This window comes from Novosphingobium pokkalii (assembly GCF_014652855.1).
GTDB lineage: Bacteria > Pseudomonadota > Alphaproteobacteria > Sphingomonadales > Sphingomonadaceae > Novosphingobium > Novosphingobium pokkalii.
Genome location: NZ_BMZP01000025.1, coordinates 1 through 16051, shown reverse-complemented (window position 1 = coordinate 16051; position 16051 = coordinate 1). Strand labels below are relative to the sequence as shown.

The following is a 16051-nucleotide window of genomic DNA, read 5'->3' as shown; positions in this document are numbered from 1 at the left end:
TCAGTCCTTCTTGATCAGATTGGTCATCACCGCCGCGATCAGCAGGGTGAGGCCCCAGCCAAACAGGATTTCGATGATGATCAGCCCGCGCAGAGCTTCGCCCCACCACAGCGTATCACCCTTGGCATCAACCACCATCGGCGCCCAGTCACCATCTTGCCCCAGATTGACCACCGGCAGGATCAAATCGAGCGAATAGAAAAACGCTTGGAAGCTGGTATATTCCGGCGGGGTGCAGGCGGGATCGTTCCACGATTTCTTCATCATCGCAGCAGCGCGGCCTTTCTGCCCAGATGCATCCACCGTATCGCCCGGTGCGCCGCATTGATTGTGGTATGCTTGCTGCATGATGGCGTTTGTTGGCGCAAAATATCCGTTATCATAGCCAATTTCAAAGCATACACTGAAGGCAGACGCGGCAAGGACAAGCAGCACAATACCGCGCGTGACGTTATAGCCATATCCGACCAATGCGCCCGAAAAATCGTGAAATACGTTGCGCACAAAGGCCGAGAGCCACTCGATTGCCCAGAAGAAGCGATTCTTTGCTTTCTCGCTCCAAGTGCGACCGCCGGCAAAGCGCGCAGGTTTGCCGATCTTGCGAGCCTTGCGCATCATCCGCTGCTTTTCGATAGCCACTTTGGCCGCCTCGTGCGGGTGGCCCATCTCGCGCAGCACCTTGATCAACTGCTCCCACGGCTGCGGCGCCCAATCTTCCGCATTTAGCATATCCGGGCGCTGGGTGTTCAGCCAGGCAATGCGGGTTTTCGCGTCACTGGCGCCAACGATCCGGTCATAGGTGAAGCCATCCAGAATATGCCCGCCATCGTGAATATGCCCGCCATCGTGCCAACAGGTGGGGGCGTTACCATTTCCCTCGGCCGCCCCATCGGCCAATGTCCCTACCCGCGCGACACCGAGATTGATGGCCCCACGGATGGTGGCGGCCCTCAAGATTAGGCCTGATTTTATGGTGCATGCTTCAGCGTTGAGAGCTGCGCCGCTCTCGTTTGTGAAGCTACCTTCGGAGCAATCCAGATCGCCGCCGATGGTGGCGCCGAGCAGCCGGACTTGACCTTTTGCCGTGAAACCGTTGCCGAAAAAGCAACTGCCCGCAATCCTGCTGCTGTCGGCGCTAAGAGCATCGCCGCTCTCGTTTGTGAAGCTGGCGTTGGAGCAATCCAGATTGCTGCCGATGGCGGCGCTAAGAGCATCGCCGCTCTCGTTTGTGAAGCTGGCGTTGGAGCAATCCAGATTGCTGCCGATGGCGGCGCCGAGCAGGCGGACTTGACCTTTTGCCGTGAAACCGTTGCCGAAAAAGCAACTGCCCGCAATCTTGCTGCGGTCAGCACTGAGAGCTTTGCCATGCTCGTTCGTGAAGCTGGCTTTGGAGCACTCCAGATTGCCGCCGATGGTGGCCCCGGGCAGGCGGACTTCACCTTTTGCAGTAAAGCCGTCGTTGAAAAAGCAACTGCCCGCAATCTTGCTGCCGTCGACGCTGAGAGCATCGCCGCTCTCGTTTGTGAAATTACCTTTGAAGCAATCCAGATCGCCGCCGATAGTGGCGCCGAGCAGGCGGATTTCGCCCGTGGCCGAAAATCCGTTATTCAAAAAGCAATCGCCCGCAATCTTGCTGCCGTCGGCGTTGAGAGCTTCGCTGTTCTCGTTTGTAAAGCTACCTTTGGAGCAATCCAGATTGCCGCCGATGATGGCGCCGAGCAGGCGGACTTCGCCCCTGGCCGAAAATCCGTTGCGCAAAAAGACACTGCCCAAAACCGACATACGGTCTGCGCGGAGGCCATTGATTGCGCTGCCGCTAAGGTTCAGGCCTGCCAGCCTGGCGCTGCAGGCTATGATCGGAGCAGAGCAATGGCAGGCAAGTAGCACAAGGTCCGCTTCCACGTTGCAGCCTTTGAGATCGAGCGCTTCGCTGATCCATGCACCTTGCAAGCAAACGCCACGTTCGTGCAGCGGGTTTTTGGCATCGCCGCCCAGGGCGAGAAAGCGGATCAACCCGGCGCGGATGGTGTTCGCTGCCGTCGCCTGTTCCGGTCGCTCGGCATCCAGCACGCACGGTTCGCCCTTCGCGCAGGCGGCCACCAGCTTTTCTTCGGCCTCGCTCAGCGGGGCGAAATCGCCCAGCCAGCGGCCGATGGGCAAGTGGGCGGGGCGTTCGGCGCCAGATGGGCTGATCATGCGGGGGCTGTTGGTCTCTGCTTGGCCGGTGGTGGCTTAACTCCTTTAGCAAATGGCGGAAACAGGATGAAGCATGCAGCGATTCTTTGTGACGGACCAATGGCGCTGCACGCTGGAATGGTGCCGGCCGATCCCCGCAAGGCAGGGGGTGAAGAGTGGGAACAGCAGCCGATGGAGCAGGCAGGACAAGCCGTACCCAGCCGCATGGACTGGGCGCGTGGGTGGGCGGGTCGGGCAGCGACGCTGCCCGACGGATAGCAGATGCCACGACTTCCCCAGCCGCTGGCAACCCTCCGGAGCTATGGCCAATCCGCCTGCTTCCGGCCTTGTTCCATCGATGCCAATGTCGCTTCCCTTACACCCCCTGCTAAGTGAAGACCTGTAGAGCAGGGCCAGAACTGGGCCGGGAAGTCATGCGGCGATGCCTTGGGTTCCGAGTGAGATGAGCCCGAACTTGCCAACCGGAATGGATGCATTACCAAATAATGCCGACCTTTGCGGTATTTGCCGCATTGCAGAATTTGCTCGGTTTCGGACCGGATGGTAAACGCGGCATTTGCCATCTGTGGCCCAGTGTTTCGGTTTGCGGCGGCGGGCATGTCGTGGCACTTCTGCGTCATCTGCAAACGTGTTGCGAGAGGATCCCCCCGATGCGGTCTGCGCCCTTGATTTCGCGCTTTCGTCAAACGCTTATGGTCGGTGCCATGCTGGCCACCCCGCTCGCCCTGGCCACGCCAGCCCAGGCCGACGAAGGCATGTGGACGTTCGATGCCTTTCCCGCCGCGAAGATGAAGCAGGACTATGGCTGGGCGCCGGACCAGGCCTGGCTCGATCGCGTGCGCGCCTCGGCCGTGCGCCTCACCGGCGGTTGCTCGGCCAGCTTCGTTTCGGCCGAGGGCCTGATCCTGACCAACCATCACTGCGTGGTGGAATGCGCGCAGAACCTGTCGAGCGACAAGGAAGACCTGGTCGCCAACGGCTTTGTCGCCGCGCGGCGCGAGGACGAGCGCAAGTGCCCGGGCCAGCAGGCCGAAGTCGTCACCGCCATCCGCGACGTGACCGCCGAGGTGAAAGGCGCGATCGGCAGCCTGGCGGGCGAGGCGCTGGTCAAGGCACGCGACGCGAAGATCGCGGACATCGAGAAGGCCGGCTGCACCGATCTTGCCACCACGCGCTGCCAGGTGGTGACGCTGTTCGGCGGTGGCCAATACAAGCTCTACACCTATCGCAAGTATTCCGACGTGCGCCTGGTCTGGGCGCCGGAATTCCAGGCCGCGTTCTTTGGCGGTGACCCCGACAACTTCAACTATCCCCGCTATGCCCTCGATGCCGCGTTCCTGCGCGCCTACGAAAACGGCAAGCCGGTGAAAGTGGCCGCGCACCTGAAGTGGAACCCCCGCGCGCCCAAGGCGGGCGAGGCGACGTTCGTGGTCGGCAACCCCGGCTCCACCCAGCGCCTGTTCACGATGGACCAGATCGCGTTCCAGCGCGAAGTCTCGCTGCCGATCACCAACACCGTGCTGTCGGAACTGCGCGGGCGGCTGATCACCGCAATGGAACAGAGCCCGGAGCGCAAGCGCGAGGGCGGCGACAGCCTGTTCGGCTTTGAAAACGCGCTCAAGGTCTATATCGGCCGGCAGAAGGCGCTGAACGATCCGGCCTTCCTCAAGATGCTGACCGACAACGAAGCCACGCTCAGGGCCAAGGTTGCCGGCAACGCGGCGATCGGCGATCCCTGGGCGCAAGTGAGCCAGGCGGTGGGCGCCTATCGCAATCTCTATGTGGCCTATCGCTTCACCCAGCCGATGGGCGATCTTTACGAATATGCCAAAACGCTGGTGAAAGCGGCGATCGAACGCGCCAAGCCCAATGGCGAGCGCCTGCCTGGCTATACCGACAGCGCGCTGCCGCTGCTGGAAAAGCAGGTGCTCGATGCCAAGCCGGTCTACCCCTGGCTGGAGCAACTGGAGCTGGAATGGAGCCTGTCCAAGGCGCGCGAATACCTCGGCGCCGATGATCCCGATACGCGCCTGATGCTGGGCAAGGAAAGCCCCGAAGACCTTTCGGCGCGGCTGGTGAGCGGCACGAAGCTGGGCGATCCGGCGGTGCGCAAGGCGCTGTGGGAAGGCGGCGCGGCGGCGATTGCGGCCAGCACCGATCCGATGATCGTCTATGCCCGCAGCTTGGAGCCGCGCCAGCGCGCGCTGCAAAAGGCTGTGGATTCGCAATATCAGGGCCCGCTGGCGGCGGCGGGGGCCAAGCTCGCCGATGCGCGCTTTGCCGCCTATGGCGCCACGCTCTATCCCGATGCCACGTTCACGCTGCGCATCAGCTATGGCAAGGTGGCCGGGTGGAAGGAGCGCGGGCAGGACGTTGCCCCGGTCACCACCATGGGCGGCGCGTTCGATCGTGCCACCGGTTCCCAGCCGTTCCTGCTGGCCAAGGCATTCTCCACCCATGCCGCGCAGATCGACAAGGCCACGCCGTTCGATTTCGTCACCACCAACGATATCATCGGCGGCAATTCCGGTTCACCCGTGGTGGACAAGGACGGCGCCGTGATCGGCGCCGCCTTTGACGGGAACATCCATTCGCTCGGCGGCAACTACGGCTATCAGGGCGATGTGAACCGCACCGTGGTGGTCAGCACGGCCGCCGTGCAGCAGGCGCTGGAAAAGATCTATCCGGCGCCCACGCTGGTGCGGGAACTGGCGTCGAACTGAAACACCTTTGCCGGGTCTGCGCCCGCGGCTTCCAACCGTCGCGCGCGCAGGCCCGCTTCCTCCCGGCCGATGTAATCGCGGGTAAGCGGCAGGCTGTCGCGATGGCGCACGAGCTGGAACTGGAAATTGACCAGGTCGGCATGCTCGAAAGCGGTGGCGGCCCCGGCCAGGTAGAACAGCCACATGCGATAGAAGCGGGCGTCAAACAGCGCCTCGATCTTGTCCTGGTTGGCCACGCAGCGTTCGTACCACGCGCGCAGCGTGGGCGCGTAGTGGCGGCGCAGCACTTCCACGTCGGTGATCATGAGGCGGTTGGGCTCTACCGCCGCGACGGTTTCGCTCATCGCCGGGATATAGCCGCCGGGGAAGATGTACTTGCGCGTGAAATCGTCGGTCACGGTGGGCGGGCCGACCCGGCCGATGGTGTGCATCAGCATCACGCCGTCTTCGGCCAGGATGTTGTGGCACTTTTCGAAATAGGTGCGGAAATTGGGCACGCCGACATGCTCGAACATGCCGACCGACACGATGCGGTCGTAATGATCGGCCACGTCGCGATAATCGGTCAGGCTGAAGCGCACATGGTCGTCCACGCCCTCGCGCCGCGCCCAGTCCTGCGCATAGGCGAGCTGCTCCTTGGACAAGGTGATGCCATGGATGCTGGCCCCGGTCAGCTTGTGCAACTGGATGGCAAGGCCGCCCCAGCCGCAGCCGATATCGAGCACGCGATGGCCCGGCCGCAGGGCAAGCTTGGCGGCGATGTGCTCGATCTTGGCATGCTGCGCCTCTTCCAGCGTCGTGACGCCTTCGGGCCAATAGGCGCAGGAATACTGCCGCAGCGGATCGAGGAACAGGTCGTAGAGCCGGTCGTCGAGATCGTAGTGATGCGACACGTTGCGGCGCGAGGCCGCGCGCGCGTTGACCTGGTCGATGCGCCCGGCAATGTTCAGCCACAGCTTCCGCAACGGGCCGGGCTTGTCGATATCGCCGGCGCGCTCCCACGGGTTGTTGGCCCGCACGAAGCTGATGAAATCCATGATGTCGCCGCCCTCGATGCGGACGCGATCATCCATATAGGCTTCGCCCAGGCCCAGGCTGGGGTTGCGCGCCAGGAATCCCGGCACTTTCCTGTCCATCAGGCGAAGCGTGAGGTCGGGCCAGCCTTCTTCTTTATTGCCGTAAACGCGAGTGCGGCCATCGGCCTCGATTACCGTCAAAGTACCTTGGCGGATCAGGCGCTTGAGCACCGGACCCAGGATAAGCATGGACATCGTTCAAAAAGCTCCGACGGTCCCGTCCCGTGTCCGTTTACTATGCACAAGCGCGGCCCACCTGCAAGGCGAGCCGCGCTGTTTATTCATTATCGTGATTTTTCAGGAACTGCGTGTCAGCGGCAACGGGCGTTGCTGCGATCGATCTCGCGGCCGAGCAGGCCGCCGCCCACTGCACCCAGCAGAGTGCCCATGGTGCGGTCGCCACGGGTATCGATCGCGCGGCCGACCAGGGCGCCACCGGCGGCGCCGATGATCAGGCCGGTCGTGCCGTTGCTGCGCTTGCAGTAATAGCGGCCGTCGCGGCCGCGCCAGATCCGCTCGTTCGCGCCGATCGGGCGCGGGTCGCGATAGCGGCCACGGTTGTCATAGCGATTGTCGTAGCGGCCATAGGCATGCCCGCGGCCGTGGCCCGGATCGGCCATGGCCGGCGCGGCGGGAAGGACGATTGCCGCCATCACGGCGGCCAGAATGGTCTTCTTCATGGTTAAATCTCCCTGCTAGGGTCCCGAGAAAGTCGTGACGGTGAACACGGCTTTGAGCGATCCGATCCACAACGCGCGATGAACGTGTCGTTGTCTTGCAGGTTCCACGCCGAACTGCGCCTCATGCGCGATGGAATGAGCCTTTCTGTGCGCCCTTGTCCGGTGAGGGCAGGGGCGATAGGCAGGAGCCATGCTGCTTGAGCTTGTCGATGTGTTCGCCTCCGGCCCGCTTTCGGGCAATCCTCTCGCCGTGGTTCGCGGGGGCGAGGCGCTCGATACGCCCGCCATGCTGGCGCTGACGCAGTGGTTGGGCTTTTCCGAAACCACGTTCCTTTTGCCGCCAACCGATCCCGGTGCCGATTATCGCGTGCGCATTTTCTATCCGGCTGGAGAACTGCCATTCGCCGGCCATCCCACGTTGGGCAGCGCGCAGGCCTGGTTGATGGCGGGCGGGGTGCCGCGCACGCCTGGCCGCGTGGTGCAGGAATGCGGGGTGGGGCTGGTCGAGGTGCGCGTGGACGATGACGCGCTGGCGTTCCGCGCCCCGCCGCTGCTGCGCGGCGGCCCGCTGACGGCGGCGGAACGGGCCGAAGCGATCCGGGTGGCCGGCATACCCGAAAGCGCGGTGGTTGAGGCGATCCACGCCTGCAACGGCCCGGGCTGGCGCCTGCTGCGGCTGGAAAGCGCAGAGCAGGTGCTCGCGGCAAGGCCAGTCGCCGAAGCGCCGGTGCCGACGGACGTGGGCCTGATCGGTCCCTGCCTGCCCGGTGCAGGCGCCGATTTCGAATTGCGCGCGTTCTTCAGCAATCCGCAGGGCAAGATCGTGGAAGACCCGGTGACCGGCAGCCTCAATGCTGCCGCCGCGCAAGTGATCTTCGCGCAAGGGTTGGCCAAGGGGCGCTATGTCGCTGCGCAAGGCCGCTGCACCGGCGCCGATGGCCGCGTGGAACTGACGCAGGACGCTGATGGCGCGGTATGGGTGGCTGGCCGCGTGCGGATGGTGAGCCAGGGTGGCCACCTGGCGTAAGGTATTGCACCACCCCCCGACCCCCTCCTCTGAAGAGGAGGGGGTCGGGGGGTGGTGCGAAGCCTTGCGCTGCGGATCAACCCAGCGCAGCCTGCTTCTCGGCCGCCAGGCGATCGAGTTCGGCGCGGCTGCGGCGTTCGGCGGCGGTCTTGAGCTGGCCGCAGGCGGCATCGATATCGCGCCCGCGCGGGGTGCGCACGGGGGCGGAAATGCCGGCCTCGAACACGATTTCGGCAAAGCGCTTCACCCGCTCCGGGGTGGAGCATTCATAGGGCGCGCCGGGCCAGGGGTTGAACGGGATCAGGTTCACCTTGGCCGGTAGCTTGTACTGCTTGATCAGGCGCACCAGTTCGCGCGCGTCCTCGTCGCTGTCGTTGCGATCCTTGAGCATCACATATTCAAAGGTGATGCGCCGCGCGTTGCTGGCGCCTGGATAGTCGGCGCAGGCCTGGAGCAGTTCCTCCAGCCCGAACTTGCGGTTGATCGGTACGATCTCGTCGCGCACGTCCTTGGTCACGGCGTGGAGCGAAACCGCCAGGTTCACCCCGATTTCCTCGCCCGCGCGGGCCATCATTGGCACGACGCCGGCGGTGGACAGGGTGATGCGGCGCTTCGACAGCGCCAGGCCATCGCCGTCCATCACCAGCTTGAGCGCATCGCGCACATTGTCGAAATTGTAGAGCGGCTCGCCCATGCCCATCATCACGATGTTGGTCAAAAGGCGCCCGTCGGAGGTGTAGCTGCCTTCCTCCTCGTCGCTTTCCAGCCCGGCCATCGAGCCCTTGGGCCATTCGCCCAGGGCATCGCGCGCCAGCATGACCTGGCCGACGATTTCGCCCGGCGTCAGGTTGCGCACCAGCTTCATCGTGCCGGTGTGGCAGAACCGGCAATTGAGCGTGCAGCCCACCTGGCTCGACACGCAGAGCGTGCCGCGATCGGCATCGGGGATGAACACCATTTCAAAGTCATGGCCATCGGCGGTGCGCAGCAGCCACTTGCGCGTGCCATCGGTGGACACTTGCGCTTCCACCACGCTGGGCCGCCCGATCACGAAGCGTTCGGCCAGCCACGGGCGCATTGCCTTGGCAATGTCGGTCATCGCCTCGAACTCGGTCACGCCGCGATGATAGAGCCAGTGGAACACCTGCTTGGCGCGCAGCTTGGCGGCCTTGGCATCGAGCCCGGCTTCCTGGAACAGCGCGGCGATCTGCGGGCGGGGCAGGCCGATCAGATCGACCTTGCCATCCTCGCGCGGGGTCACGGGGCGCGGCACGGGCACGGGATCGACATGGCCGGGAATCGGCATGGACACGGGAAGCGAAGTGGGGGCGTTCATGCCACGCCCTATACGCATTTATCGGAAAATCGCCAGTAGGCCCGTGGCCGCACCGGTTTTCAGCGTCGCAGCCAGCCGGTGATGGCCAGTCTGGGCTCCCCGGCAAAGGGTGCGACCAGCGATACCGAGTGCGGCTGCGGCACGCGGAACAGATGCAGGGCGTTGTGCCGTGGCGCCAGTGCGCGCGTCACGTCTCCGGCATCGTCATGGAACATCAGCAGGCCGCCCCATTCCACGCGCCAGCGCGGGGTGAGGTTGAGCACATAGGCAGCCACCCGGTTCTTGCCGGCCACGTTGTCATCATGGCCGGTCAGGAAATGGCCGGGCAGATAGCGCGTGGCCTGGCCATCGACCAGGCGGATCGCCGGTTCCCCGGTCAGCGTGCGGAACAGGTCCAGCCAGGGCGGGGTGTTGAACGCGCTGATCAGCCGATCCACGGGCGTGTCGCGCGCGGCGCGCTCGGCCGGATTTTCCGAGACCCGCAGCGAATCGAACAGGAACTGGAACCCCTCGCGCGCCTGGGCATGAACGGCGTCGACCAAGGCCAACTGCCGTTCCGGGTCGAGCGCCGCCCGCGCCTTGGCGTCAAGATCCCAGACCTTGTCTCCCTGGTTCAGCACACGGGCGAAATCGGCTTCGTCATGCAGCCAGCGATGCAGCGCATCGGCGGTTTCGCCAGGCAGGACCGGGGCCAGTCGCACGTGGCCGGTGGCGGCAAAAGCGGTGGCGGCAGCCTGGCGCGCATCGGCGCTGGCGATCGGCGAGAAGGGGTTGGCCATGCCCTTCTCTAGCGCTTCGGTGAGTGTTGCGCAAATGTCACGCTCGGTTTGTTGTGCTAGGTTCATGAAACCGGATCGCCCTTCGCCCCGTTCGTTGCAGGTCTGTCGGGTCGCAAGCAGGTTGCCAGATTGGAACATTCCGCAAGGAGTGGCCAACGGGAAAGACAACCGGCCGACAGAACAGAACAGTTCGTATGGAGTTGAAGCGTTATGAAGACCATCCTCGCCAGTGTTGTCGCCGTTTCGGCGTTTGCCGTGGCCGCCCCCGCCTTCGCGCAGGACATGGCCGGCACCCCCGAAGCCCCCAACCGCACGTTCTCGGGCCCGCGCGTCGGCGCCGTCCTGGGCTATGACATCAGCCGCTCGGGCAGCTCGGTCGACAACGACAATACGCGCGACCAGAAGCAGTCGATCGACGGCCTGCTCTATGGTGGTGAAATCGGCTACGACGTGCCGGTGGGAACCAACCTGGTTGTCGGCGTGGAAGGCGAAGCCACCGGCAGCACGGCCAAGTGGACCAACACCTTTGAACCGAACACGTTCAATCTGGGCCGCGTGAGCGCCGGTCGCGATCTCTATGTCGGTGCGCGCGTGGGCTACGCCATGTCGCCCAAGGCCATGCTCTATGTGAAGGGCGGCTACACCAACATGCACTACAAGTTGCAGGGCAGCGACGGCACCACCTCGGAAGACTATCGCCTGACCACCGATGGCTATCGCGTCGGCGGCGGTCTGGAATATGCCTTCAGCCCGAAGACCTTCGGCAAGATCGAATATCGCTATTCGAACTACAGCCGCGCAAACTTCAACTTCAACGGCAACACCAGCGACCGTTTCGACATCGATACGGACCGTCACCAGATCGTGGCCACCTACGGCCTGCGCTTCTGATCACGCGCGATCGTTTGTTGCAAGGGCGGGCCGGGGGAAACCCCGGCCCGTTTTGCATCTGGGCCTAAGTTTCAGAGGCCGACACAACCGACCGTAGCGGCATCCATCGCCGATGCGGCGCCGCCCAGGCGGTACGTATCGCGGAACGTGCGGCCGTCGCGCGCCTTGCCGCTGATGGTAAGGGTTCCGGCCGAACGCAGGCGCGCGATCACCGCTGCATCCATGCGCCGATCCTGCGCCCAGGCCACGGCATCGCTGGCCATCAGTTCGAACGTCTCGCCACCCACGCTTGCGGTCACTTTAGCGCCAGGCGCGATGCGGCGAGACAGGCGCCAGTGCACCTGGCCGCGCAGGTTGCGGCGGGGCCAGGTGCCGATCGTCATGTAGGGCACCCCGTCACGCGGGCGGCTGCTCGGTGCTGGCATCGCAATGGCATAGCAGCGCGGCACCGCGCTGTCGCGAAAGGCGCCCCAATCCTCCCACACGCCCAGCGCGTCGCGCGCCGCAGCGGGGCGCATGCAAAGCAGCAGCGCCAGAACCGCCGCGCTGCCGGCCAGCGTCAGCCTTCGGCCAGATCGAGCCATGCGATCACGTCGTTGTCGGTGGCGATGAACAGGTCGGCCTGGATCTCTTCGCTCTGCTGCGCGGCCAGGGCTATGGCCTGGTCCAGCGGGCCATAGAACAAAGTCTGCGCGGCGCCGCCTTCGGGACCATCGGCCAGGTGATAGAGGCGCACGGTTGCGCTTTCATAGGTCGTGCGCATCAGTCGGTTTCCCCTTCCAGACGGTGGCCATCCAGGTGACGGCGGGCCTGCTCCTCGCGCGCGGCATCGGCGGCCTTTTCCGCCTTGGTGCGGCCAAAGCGGGCGCGGTTGGCGGCGGCCTGGGCTTGCGCAGCCTGGCGATCGCGCGCCTTGCGTGCCTGGCGCAGGTTGATCACCTCGGCCATCAGGCGTGCTCCGTGCCGCGCGCCGAACCGAAGAACACCTCTTCGCGCCCATTCTCGATCAGCGCGATCGATCCCTGGACCAGCGATGGCGCGATCGGCGCACCATGGTCGGGGTGGGGTGGCAGACCGGCGAGCAGGCCCCGCAGCACGCGGCTGGAAATGCCGTGCATGACCACGATGTGGGTTTCCCCGGAGTGGCCTACCGCGTCGATCCAGCGTTGGAGGCGCGCCGCGATGGCGGGATAGTCCTCGCCATCCGGGGCGGGGCGCAGCAGGTGGTCGGCCAGGGTGATCGGTCCGTGATCGGCCTCCACGTCGTCATAGCCGCGCCCGCACCACGATCCCATGTCGATCTCGAACAGATCGGGCGTGCGGTTGGCGGCGAACCAGTCGATGCCCAGTTCCTCCGCGATCAGCGAGGCGGTCTGCAAGGCGCGGCCGGTGTCGGAAATGTGCAGGCGCACCACGGGCCGCTCGCCCAGCGCGCCCCGCAGGGCCTGGCCCATGACCACGGCCTGCTCGAACCCCTGGCGGGTGAGGGGGGTGTGCATCGCGTTGGATTGCAGGCGGCGCGCGGCGTTGAATACGGTTTCCCCGTGGCGCAGCACGAAGAACTTCCCCGGCAGCACGTGGCCTGGCACCGCAGGCGCGCTCATGCCGGCACCGGATAGTCGATCGTCATGATTTCCCATTCCTTTTCCCCGCCCGGCAGACGCACCACGCGCAGATCACCCACGCGCGCGCCGCGCAGCGCCCGGGCGATCGGCGCGCTCCAGCCGATCAGGCCCTTGCCGGCGTCCTGCTCGTCGTCGCCCACCAGAGTCAGCGTGCGGCGGTTGTCGTCCTCGTCGGCCAGTTCCACCGTCGCGCCGAACAAGACGCGGCTGCGGTCTTCCTGCCGTGCCGGATCGACCACGCGCGCGGCCTTCATCCGCCGCGCCAGCCAAGCCAGTTCGCGGTCGATCTCGCGCATGCGCTTGCGGCCATAGAGATAGTCGCCGTTTTCCGAACGGTCGCCATTGCCCGCCGCCCAGCTCACGATTTCGACGATGGCCGGGCGCTCGGTGCCGAGCAGGTGGTCATAGCGCGCCCGCAGCGCGGCCAGGCCAGCGGGCGTGATCGGATTGCCATCGGGTTTCATTGTTTTTGCCTTTAGCGGCTGTGCTGCGCTTCCACCACCCCCCACCCCCCTCCTCCGAAGAGGAGGGGGGTGGGGGGTGGTGCAGGGCACAGCGCAAACGCCGCGATTACCCCGGCGTGGGCTTGCCCAGGATATGGCTCATCGGGTTGGGGCCGTGCCATTCCGCCTTGTCCGGGTTCATGGCGTCATAGACCACGGCGTTTTCCAGCACGCGCTGCACATAGTTGCGCGTTTCCGACAGCGGAATGCGCTCGATCCAGTCGACCCATTCCACCGCCCCGGTGCGCGGATCGCCATTGGCGCGCAGCCATTTGTTCACATTGCCCGGCCCGGCGTTATAGGCGGCCACGGCCAGCGGGGTGGAGCCGCCATAGATATCCATCAACCGGCCGAAAAAGGCGCTGCCGAGCATCAGGTTGAAACCGGCGTCGTCGGTCAGCGCCTGGGCGGAATAGGCCAGGCCCAGCTTGCCCGCCTGCTCGTTGGCCGTGGCGGGCATCAACTGCATCAGGCCCCGCGCGCCGGCGTGGCTCATCGCATTCTGGGCAAACTGGCTTTCCTGGCGCGTGATGGCATGGATCATGGTCCACGATTGCTCGGTGCCCGGCGGCACCGGGATCAGCGGAAAGGCGATGTGCTGGAAATCGAGATAGCCGCGGGCCCCGGCGGCCTGGCCCACGATAACGCCCAGATCGCGCCGGCCCAGTTCGCGCGCCAGTTCGGCCACCAGCATGTGCTGGCCTTCCGTCTGTTGCTGCGCGGCGATTTCCTTGAAGAACCGCACGGTCGTGCGCCACTGCCCGCTGCGTGCCACTTCGCGCACCGCCTGGGTCAGCGGGCTGGCATTGAAGCGGGCTCGCTCCTCCGGCGTCGGCACGGCGCGCGAATCATAGGCAAAGTTGGGCACGCTCTGGCCCAGCCGTTCCAGTGCGAGCAGGCCATAGAACTGGTCGGCATAGCGCGCGGCCATGGCGAAATAGCGCTGCGCATCACCGCCAAGGCCAGCCTGGGCCGCGGCGCGGCCGGCCCAGTAATAGCCCTTGGCCTTGGTTCCCGGCGTCTGCGCCGCATTGCCATAGCGCCAGAACAGCGGCGCGGCGCCGGCGGCATCGCCCAGCTTCCACAGTGCCTGGGTTCCGCCCAGCCAGACCAGCGAGGTGTAATCATCGCGCAGGTCATAGGGCATCTGGCTGATGTCTTCGCCCGGCGCAAAGGCATCGTCCACCCCGCGCGCGATCGCCACGGCGCTGCGCGCATCGCCCATCGAGGCGGCGCCCTGTGCATTGGCGAGCAGTTCGTCGATCCACTTGCCGCGCAGCAGCGGCCGGTCGCGCAGCAGCGGCCGGTTGGCCAGCAGCGCCTGTGCGGCGATGCCCTGGCCCTGCTTGCGCAATTCGCGCGCGCGGGCATAGAGAAAGCCTGGATCGCTGTTGAGCTGGTCTGCCGGAGTGCCGGCGGCCGCGGCAAAGGGATCGAGCCCTTGCAGCGCCATCAGGCGCGCGCCGTCGATCCCCCGGCGCAGCGGGGAGACATTGGCGAAGGCGCGGTTGGCCTGGTCGGTCGCCCCGGCCCAGAGCAGCGCGTCCATCCGCGCATCGGCATCGTCGGGCGTGAACGTGGCGCCCCAGGTGGCCTGGATCGCGGCCTCGTCGGCATCGCTCATCGGCCCGCCACGCCACGCCGCCTTGGCCATGGCATCGGCATCGGGCCGGCCCAGCGCGCGCAGGGCCAAGGCATAGCGCGCGCGGCCGGGATTGGTCAGCGGCGGTTGCCGGTCGAAATAGGCCACCGTGGCGCGCACGTCCGCGCCACCGCCAGCGCTCGCGTCGCGGTCGAGCGCGGCCTCGGCATAGCGGCGCAAGCGCTCTTCCTCGGGAAAGCCGGGATAGGACAGCAGGAACCCGGCATAGTCGGAAAAGCCGAAGCGATTGGATGACGTGAGCAATTCCCAGCGCGAGATGGCCAGGGCCATCGGCCCCTGCTGCCCGGCGATCAACTGCGCCCGGGCGCGATCCCAGGCGCTGCCGTCGCTATCGGGTCCAGCATCGCTGGCGCGCGTCGGCATCGACAGCGCGACCAGCGCGGCCAGGCCGCACAGGCCATTGCGCAGGGCGAGGGAAACGGGATGTCGAGGCGAGTCCATGCTGGACATCGTCTATGCGGCCTCCTTATCAGGCGCTGAATATGGCTTTGCTGTGGCAATAGTATGTTTGACGGGGTAAGCGCCGCACGGCAAGCGTCCAGACCTGCCCCACAACGCATTGTGCGACAAGACGAGGGATAATGTCCATGTTTTCCGGCTCCATTCCGGCTTTGGTGACACCGTTTCGCGATGGAGCCTTTGACGAGAAAGCCTTTCGCCGCCTGGTCGACTGGCAGATCGACAACGGCTCTGCGGCGCTGGTGCCCTGCGGCACCACGGGCGAAGCCTCGACCTTGTCCAACGCCGAACACCATCGCGTGATCGAAGTCTGCGTGGAGCAGGCCGCCGGCCGCGTGCCGGTGATCGCCGGTTGCGGCAGCAACGACACGATGAACGCGCTGCTGCACATGACGTTTTCCAAGAAGTGCGGCGCCCAGGCGGCGCTCTGCGTGGCGCCCTATTACAACCGCCCCAGCCAGGCGGGCCTGATCGCGCATTTCAGCTATCTGGCCGAAAACAACGACCTGCCGATCATTCTCTACAACGTGCCGGGCCGCACGGTGACGGACATCCTGCCCGAAACGGTGTGCGAGCTGGCCAAGCGCTATCCCGACAAGGTCGTCGGCATCAAGGACGCCAGCGGCGATCTTTCGCGCGTGACCGACCACCGCATGGGCATCGGCAAGCATTTCTGCCAGCTTTCGGGCGACGATGAACTGGCCCTGCCGGCCAATGCCGCCGGCGCCGTGGGCTGCATTTCGGTGACGGCCAATGTCGCGCCCAAGCTTTGCGCGGAATTCCAGGCGGCCTGCGCGGCCAACGATCTCGCCCTTGCGCGCGAGCTGAACGACAAGCTCTATCCGCTGCACTACGCCATGTTCGAGGACGCCTCGCCGGGCCCGGTGAAGTATGCCCTGTCGCGCGTCCACGATTGGCTGGGCGAGGAACTGCGCCTGCCGCTGGTGCCGTGCAGCGACGCCGCCCGCCGCGCCGTGGACGAAGCGCTGGAACACGCCGGGCTGGTGTAAGAGAGCAACTTTCTCCCCTCCTCTTCAGAGCAGGGCTATCGCATATGACGGAGTACGGAGAGCAGGAATGCGTCGTTCCAGGC

The 16051-nt window shown here is 65.5% G+C and carries 15 protein-coding genes; 4 read left to right on the top strand and 11 right to left on the bottom strand.

Translation table 11 applies throughout. The features are described 5' to 3' along the window. A complete protein-coding gene (locus IE191_RS18955; RefSeq protein WP_191325946.1) occupies window positions 1-2196 on the bottom strand; it encodes a hypothetical protein in 2196 nt (731 codons plus the stop codon). A gap of 704 nt (window positions 2197-2900) precedes the next feature. Between IE191_RS18955 and IE191_RS18950 the strand changes: the two genes are divergently transcribed. Further along, window positions 2901-4919 (top strand): S46 family peptidase, encoded by a 2019-nt coding sequence (locus IE191_RS18950; RefSeq protein ID WP_229815660.1) that lies wholly within the window; start codon window positions 2901-2903, stop codon window positions 4917-4919. On the opposite strand, the gene IE191_RS18945 is transcribed toward IE191_RS18950, so the two are convergent. Then, a complete protein-coding gene (locus IE191_RS18945) occupies window positions 4877-6184 on the bottom strand; it encodes an SAM-dependent methyltransferase (RefSeq protein WP_191325980.1) in 1308 nt (435 codons plus the stop codon). The genes IE191_RS18950 and IE191_RS18945 overlap by 43 nt on opposite strands. Window positions 6185-6306: 122 nt before the next feature. Further along, window positions 6307-6675, bottom strand: coding sequence for a glycine zipper 2TM domain-containing protein (locus IE191_RS18940; protein ID WP_191325944.1), 369 nt, complete (start codon window positions 6673-6675; stop codon window positions 6307-6309). A 190-nt stretch (window positions 6676-6865) separates the two neighbouring features. Between IE191_RS18940 and IE191_RS18935 the strand changes: the two genes are divergently transcribed. Further along, window positions 6866-7702: a PhzF family phenazine biosynthesis protein gene (locus tag IE191_RS18935; protein WP_191325943.1), complete on the top strand. Its 837-nt coding sequence runs from the start codon at window positions 6866-6868 to the stop codon at window positions 7700-7702. Between the two features lie 76 nt (window positions 7703-7778). On the opposite strand, the gene rlmN is transcribed toward IE191_RS18935, so the two are convergent. Together rlmN and IE191_RS18925 are read right to left on the bottom strand one after the other, a co-directional pair. Next, the gene (rlmN, locus tag IE191_RS18930; RefSeq protein ID WP_191325942.1) at window positions 7779-9038 is read right to left on the bottom strand and encodes a dual-specificity RNA methyltransferase RlmN; all 1260 of its coding nucleotides are present in this window, start codon (window positions 9036-9038) and stop codon (window positions 7779-7781) included. 59 nt (window positions 9039-9097) lie between these two features. After that, entirely contained in the window at window positions 9098-9817 is a 720-nt protein-coding gene (locus IE191_RS18925) for a 2OG-Fe(II) oxygenase (protein ID WP_229815659.1), read from the bottom strand. Window positions 9818-10027: 210 nt separating this feature from the next. Between IE191_RS18925 and IE191_RS18920 the strand changes: the two genes are divergently transcribed. Further along, window positions 10028-10708: an outer membrane protein gene (locus IE191_RS18920; protein ID WP_191325941.1), complete on the top strand. Its 681-nt coding sequence runs from the start codon at window positions 10028-10030 to the stop codon at window positions 10706-10708. Window positions 10709-10779: 71 nt separating this feature from the next. On the opposite strand, the gene IE191_RS18915 is transcribed toward IE191_RS18920, so the two are convergent. The 6 genes from IE191_RS18915 to IE191_RS18890 form a co-directional block, all read right to left on the bottom strand. Next, on the bottom strand, window positions 10780-11292 hold the full coding sequence (locus IE191_RS18915; RefSeq protein WP_229815657.1) for a hypothetical protein: 513 nt from the start codon (window positions 11290-11292) through the stop codon (window positions 10780-10782). Beyond that, complete coding sequence (locus tag IE191_RS18910) at window positions 11268-11471, bottom strand: hypothetical protein (RefSeq protein WP_191325940.1); 204 nt, start codon at window positions 11469-11471, stop codon at window positions 11268-11270. Before IE191_RS18910 ends, IE191_RS18915 begins: the two co-directional genes overlap by 25 nt. Further along, on the bottom strand, window positions 11471-11656 hold the full coding sequence (locus tag IE191_RS18905; protein ID WP_191325939.1) for a DUF4169 family protein: 186 nt from the start codon (window positions 11654-11656) through the stop codon (window positions 11471-11473). Before IE191_RS18905 ends, IE191_RS18910 begins: the two co-directional genes overlap by 1 nt. Next, window positions 11656-12312, bottom strand: a complete 657-nt coding sequence (locus IE191_RS18900; RefSeq protein WP_191325938.1) for a histidine phosphatase family protein — start codon at window positions 12310-12312, stop codon at window positions 11656-11658. The genes IE191_RS18905 and IE191_RS18900 overlap by 1 nt, the downstream gene beginning before the upstream one ends. After that, window positions 12309-12797: a transcription elongation factor GreB gene (greB, locus tag IE191_RS18895; protein WP_191325937.1), complete on the bottom strand. Its 489-nt coding sequence runs from the start codon at window positions 12795-12797 to the stop codon at window positions 12309-12311. The genes IE191_RS18900 and greB overlap by 4 nt, the downstream gene beginning before the upstream one ends. Window positions 12798-12903: 106 nt before the next feature. Further along, window positions 12904-14949, bottom strand: a complete 2046-nt coding sequence (locus tag IE191_RS18890; protein ID WP_229815656.1) for a lytic transglycosylase domain-containing protein — start codon at window positions 14947-14949, stop codon at window positions 12904-12906. Between the two features lie 137 nt (window positions 14950-15086). Between IE191_RS18890 and dapA the strand changes: the two genes are divergently transcribed. Beyond that, complete coding sequence (gene dapA / locus IE191_RS18885; RefSeq protein ID WP_191325936.1) at window positions 15087-15968, top strand: 4-hydroxy-tetrahydrodipicolinate synthase; 882 nt, start codon at window positions 15087-15089, stop codon at window positions 15966-15968. Window positions 15969-16051: the final 83 nt, after the last annotated feature.

Bases quoted from the DNA above. Each gene is read 5' to 3' on its own strand.
- IE191_RS18955 (WP_191325946.1), bottom strand. From the start codon at position 2,196: ATGATCAGCCCATCTGGCGCCGAACGCCCCGCCCACTTGCCCATCGGC.
- IE191_RS18950 (WP_229815660.1), top strand. From the start codon at position 2,901: ATGCTGGCCACCCCGCTCGCCCTGGCCACGCCAGCCCAGGCCGACGAA.
- IE191_RS18945 (WP_191325980.1), bottom strand. From the start codon at position 6,184: ATGCTTATCCTGGGTCCGGTGCTCAAGCGCCTGATCCGCCAAGGTACT.
- IE191_RS18940 (WP_191325944.1), bottom strand. From the start codon at position 6,675: ATGAAGAAGACCATTCTGGCCGCCGTGATGGCGGCAATCGTCCTTCCC.
- IE191_RS18935 (WP_191325943.1), top strand. From the start codon at position 6,866: ATGCTGCTTGAGCTTGTCGATGTGTTCGCCTCCGGCCCGCTTTCGGGC.
- rlmN (WP_191325942.1), bottom strand. From the start codon at position 9,038: ATGAACGCCCCCACTTCGCTTCCCGTGTCCATGCCGATTCCCGGCCAT.
- IE191_RS18925 (WP_229815659.1), bottom strand. From the start codon at position 9,817: ATGGCCAACCCCTTCTCGCCGATCGCCAGCGCCGATGCGCGCCAGGCT.
- IE191_RS18920 (WP_191325941.1), top strand. From the start codon at position 10,028: ATGAAGACCATCCTCGCCAGTGTTGTCGCCGTTTCGGCGTTTGCCGTG.
- IE191_RS18915 (WP_229815657.1), bottom strand. From the start codon at position 11,292: ATGGCTCGATCTGGCCGAAGGCTGACGCTGGCCGGCAGCGCGGCGGTT.
- IE191_RS18910 (WP_191325940.1), bottom strand. From the start codon at position 11,471: ATGCGCACGACCTATGAAAGCGCAACCGTGCGCCTCTATCACCTGGCC.
- IE191_RS18905 (WP_191325939.1), bottom strand. From the start codon at position 11,656: ATGGCCGAGGTGATCAACCTGCGCCAGGCACGCAAGGCGCGCGATCGC.
- IE191_RS18900 (WP_191325938.1), bottom strand. From the start codon at position 12,312: ATGAGCGCGCCTGCGGTGCCAGGCCACGTGCTGCCGGGGAAGTTCTTC.
- greB (WP_191325937.1), bottom strand. From the start codon at position 12,797: ATGAAACCCGATGGCAATCCGATCACGCCCGCTGGCCTGGCCGCGCTG.
- IE191_RS18890 (WP_229815656.1), bottom strand. From the start codon at position 14,949: ATGTCCAGCATGGACTCGCCTCGACATCCCGTTTCCCTCGCCCTGCGC.
- dapA (WP_191325936.1), top strand. From the start codon at position 15,087: ATGTTTTCCGGCTCCATTCCGGCTTTGGTGACACCGTTTCGCGATGGA.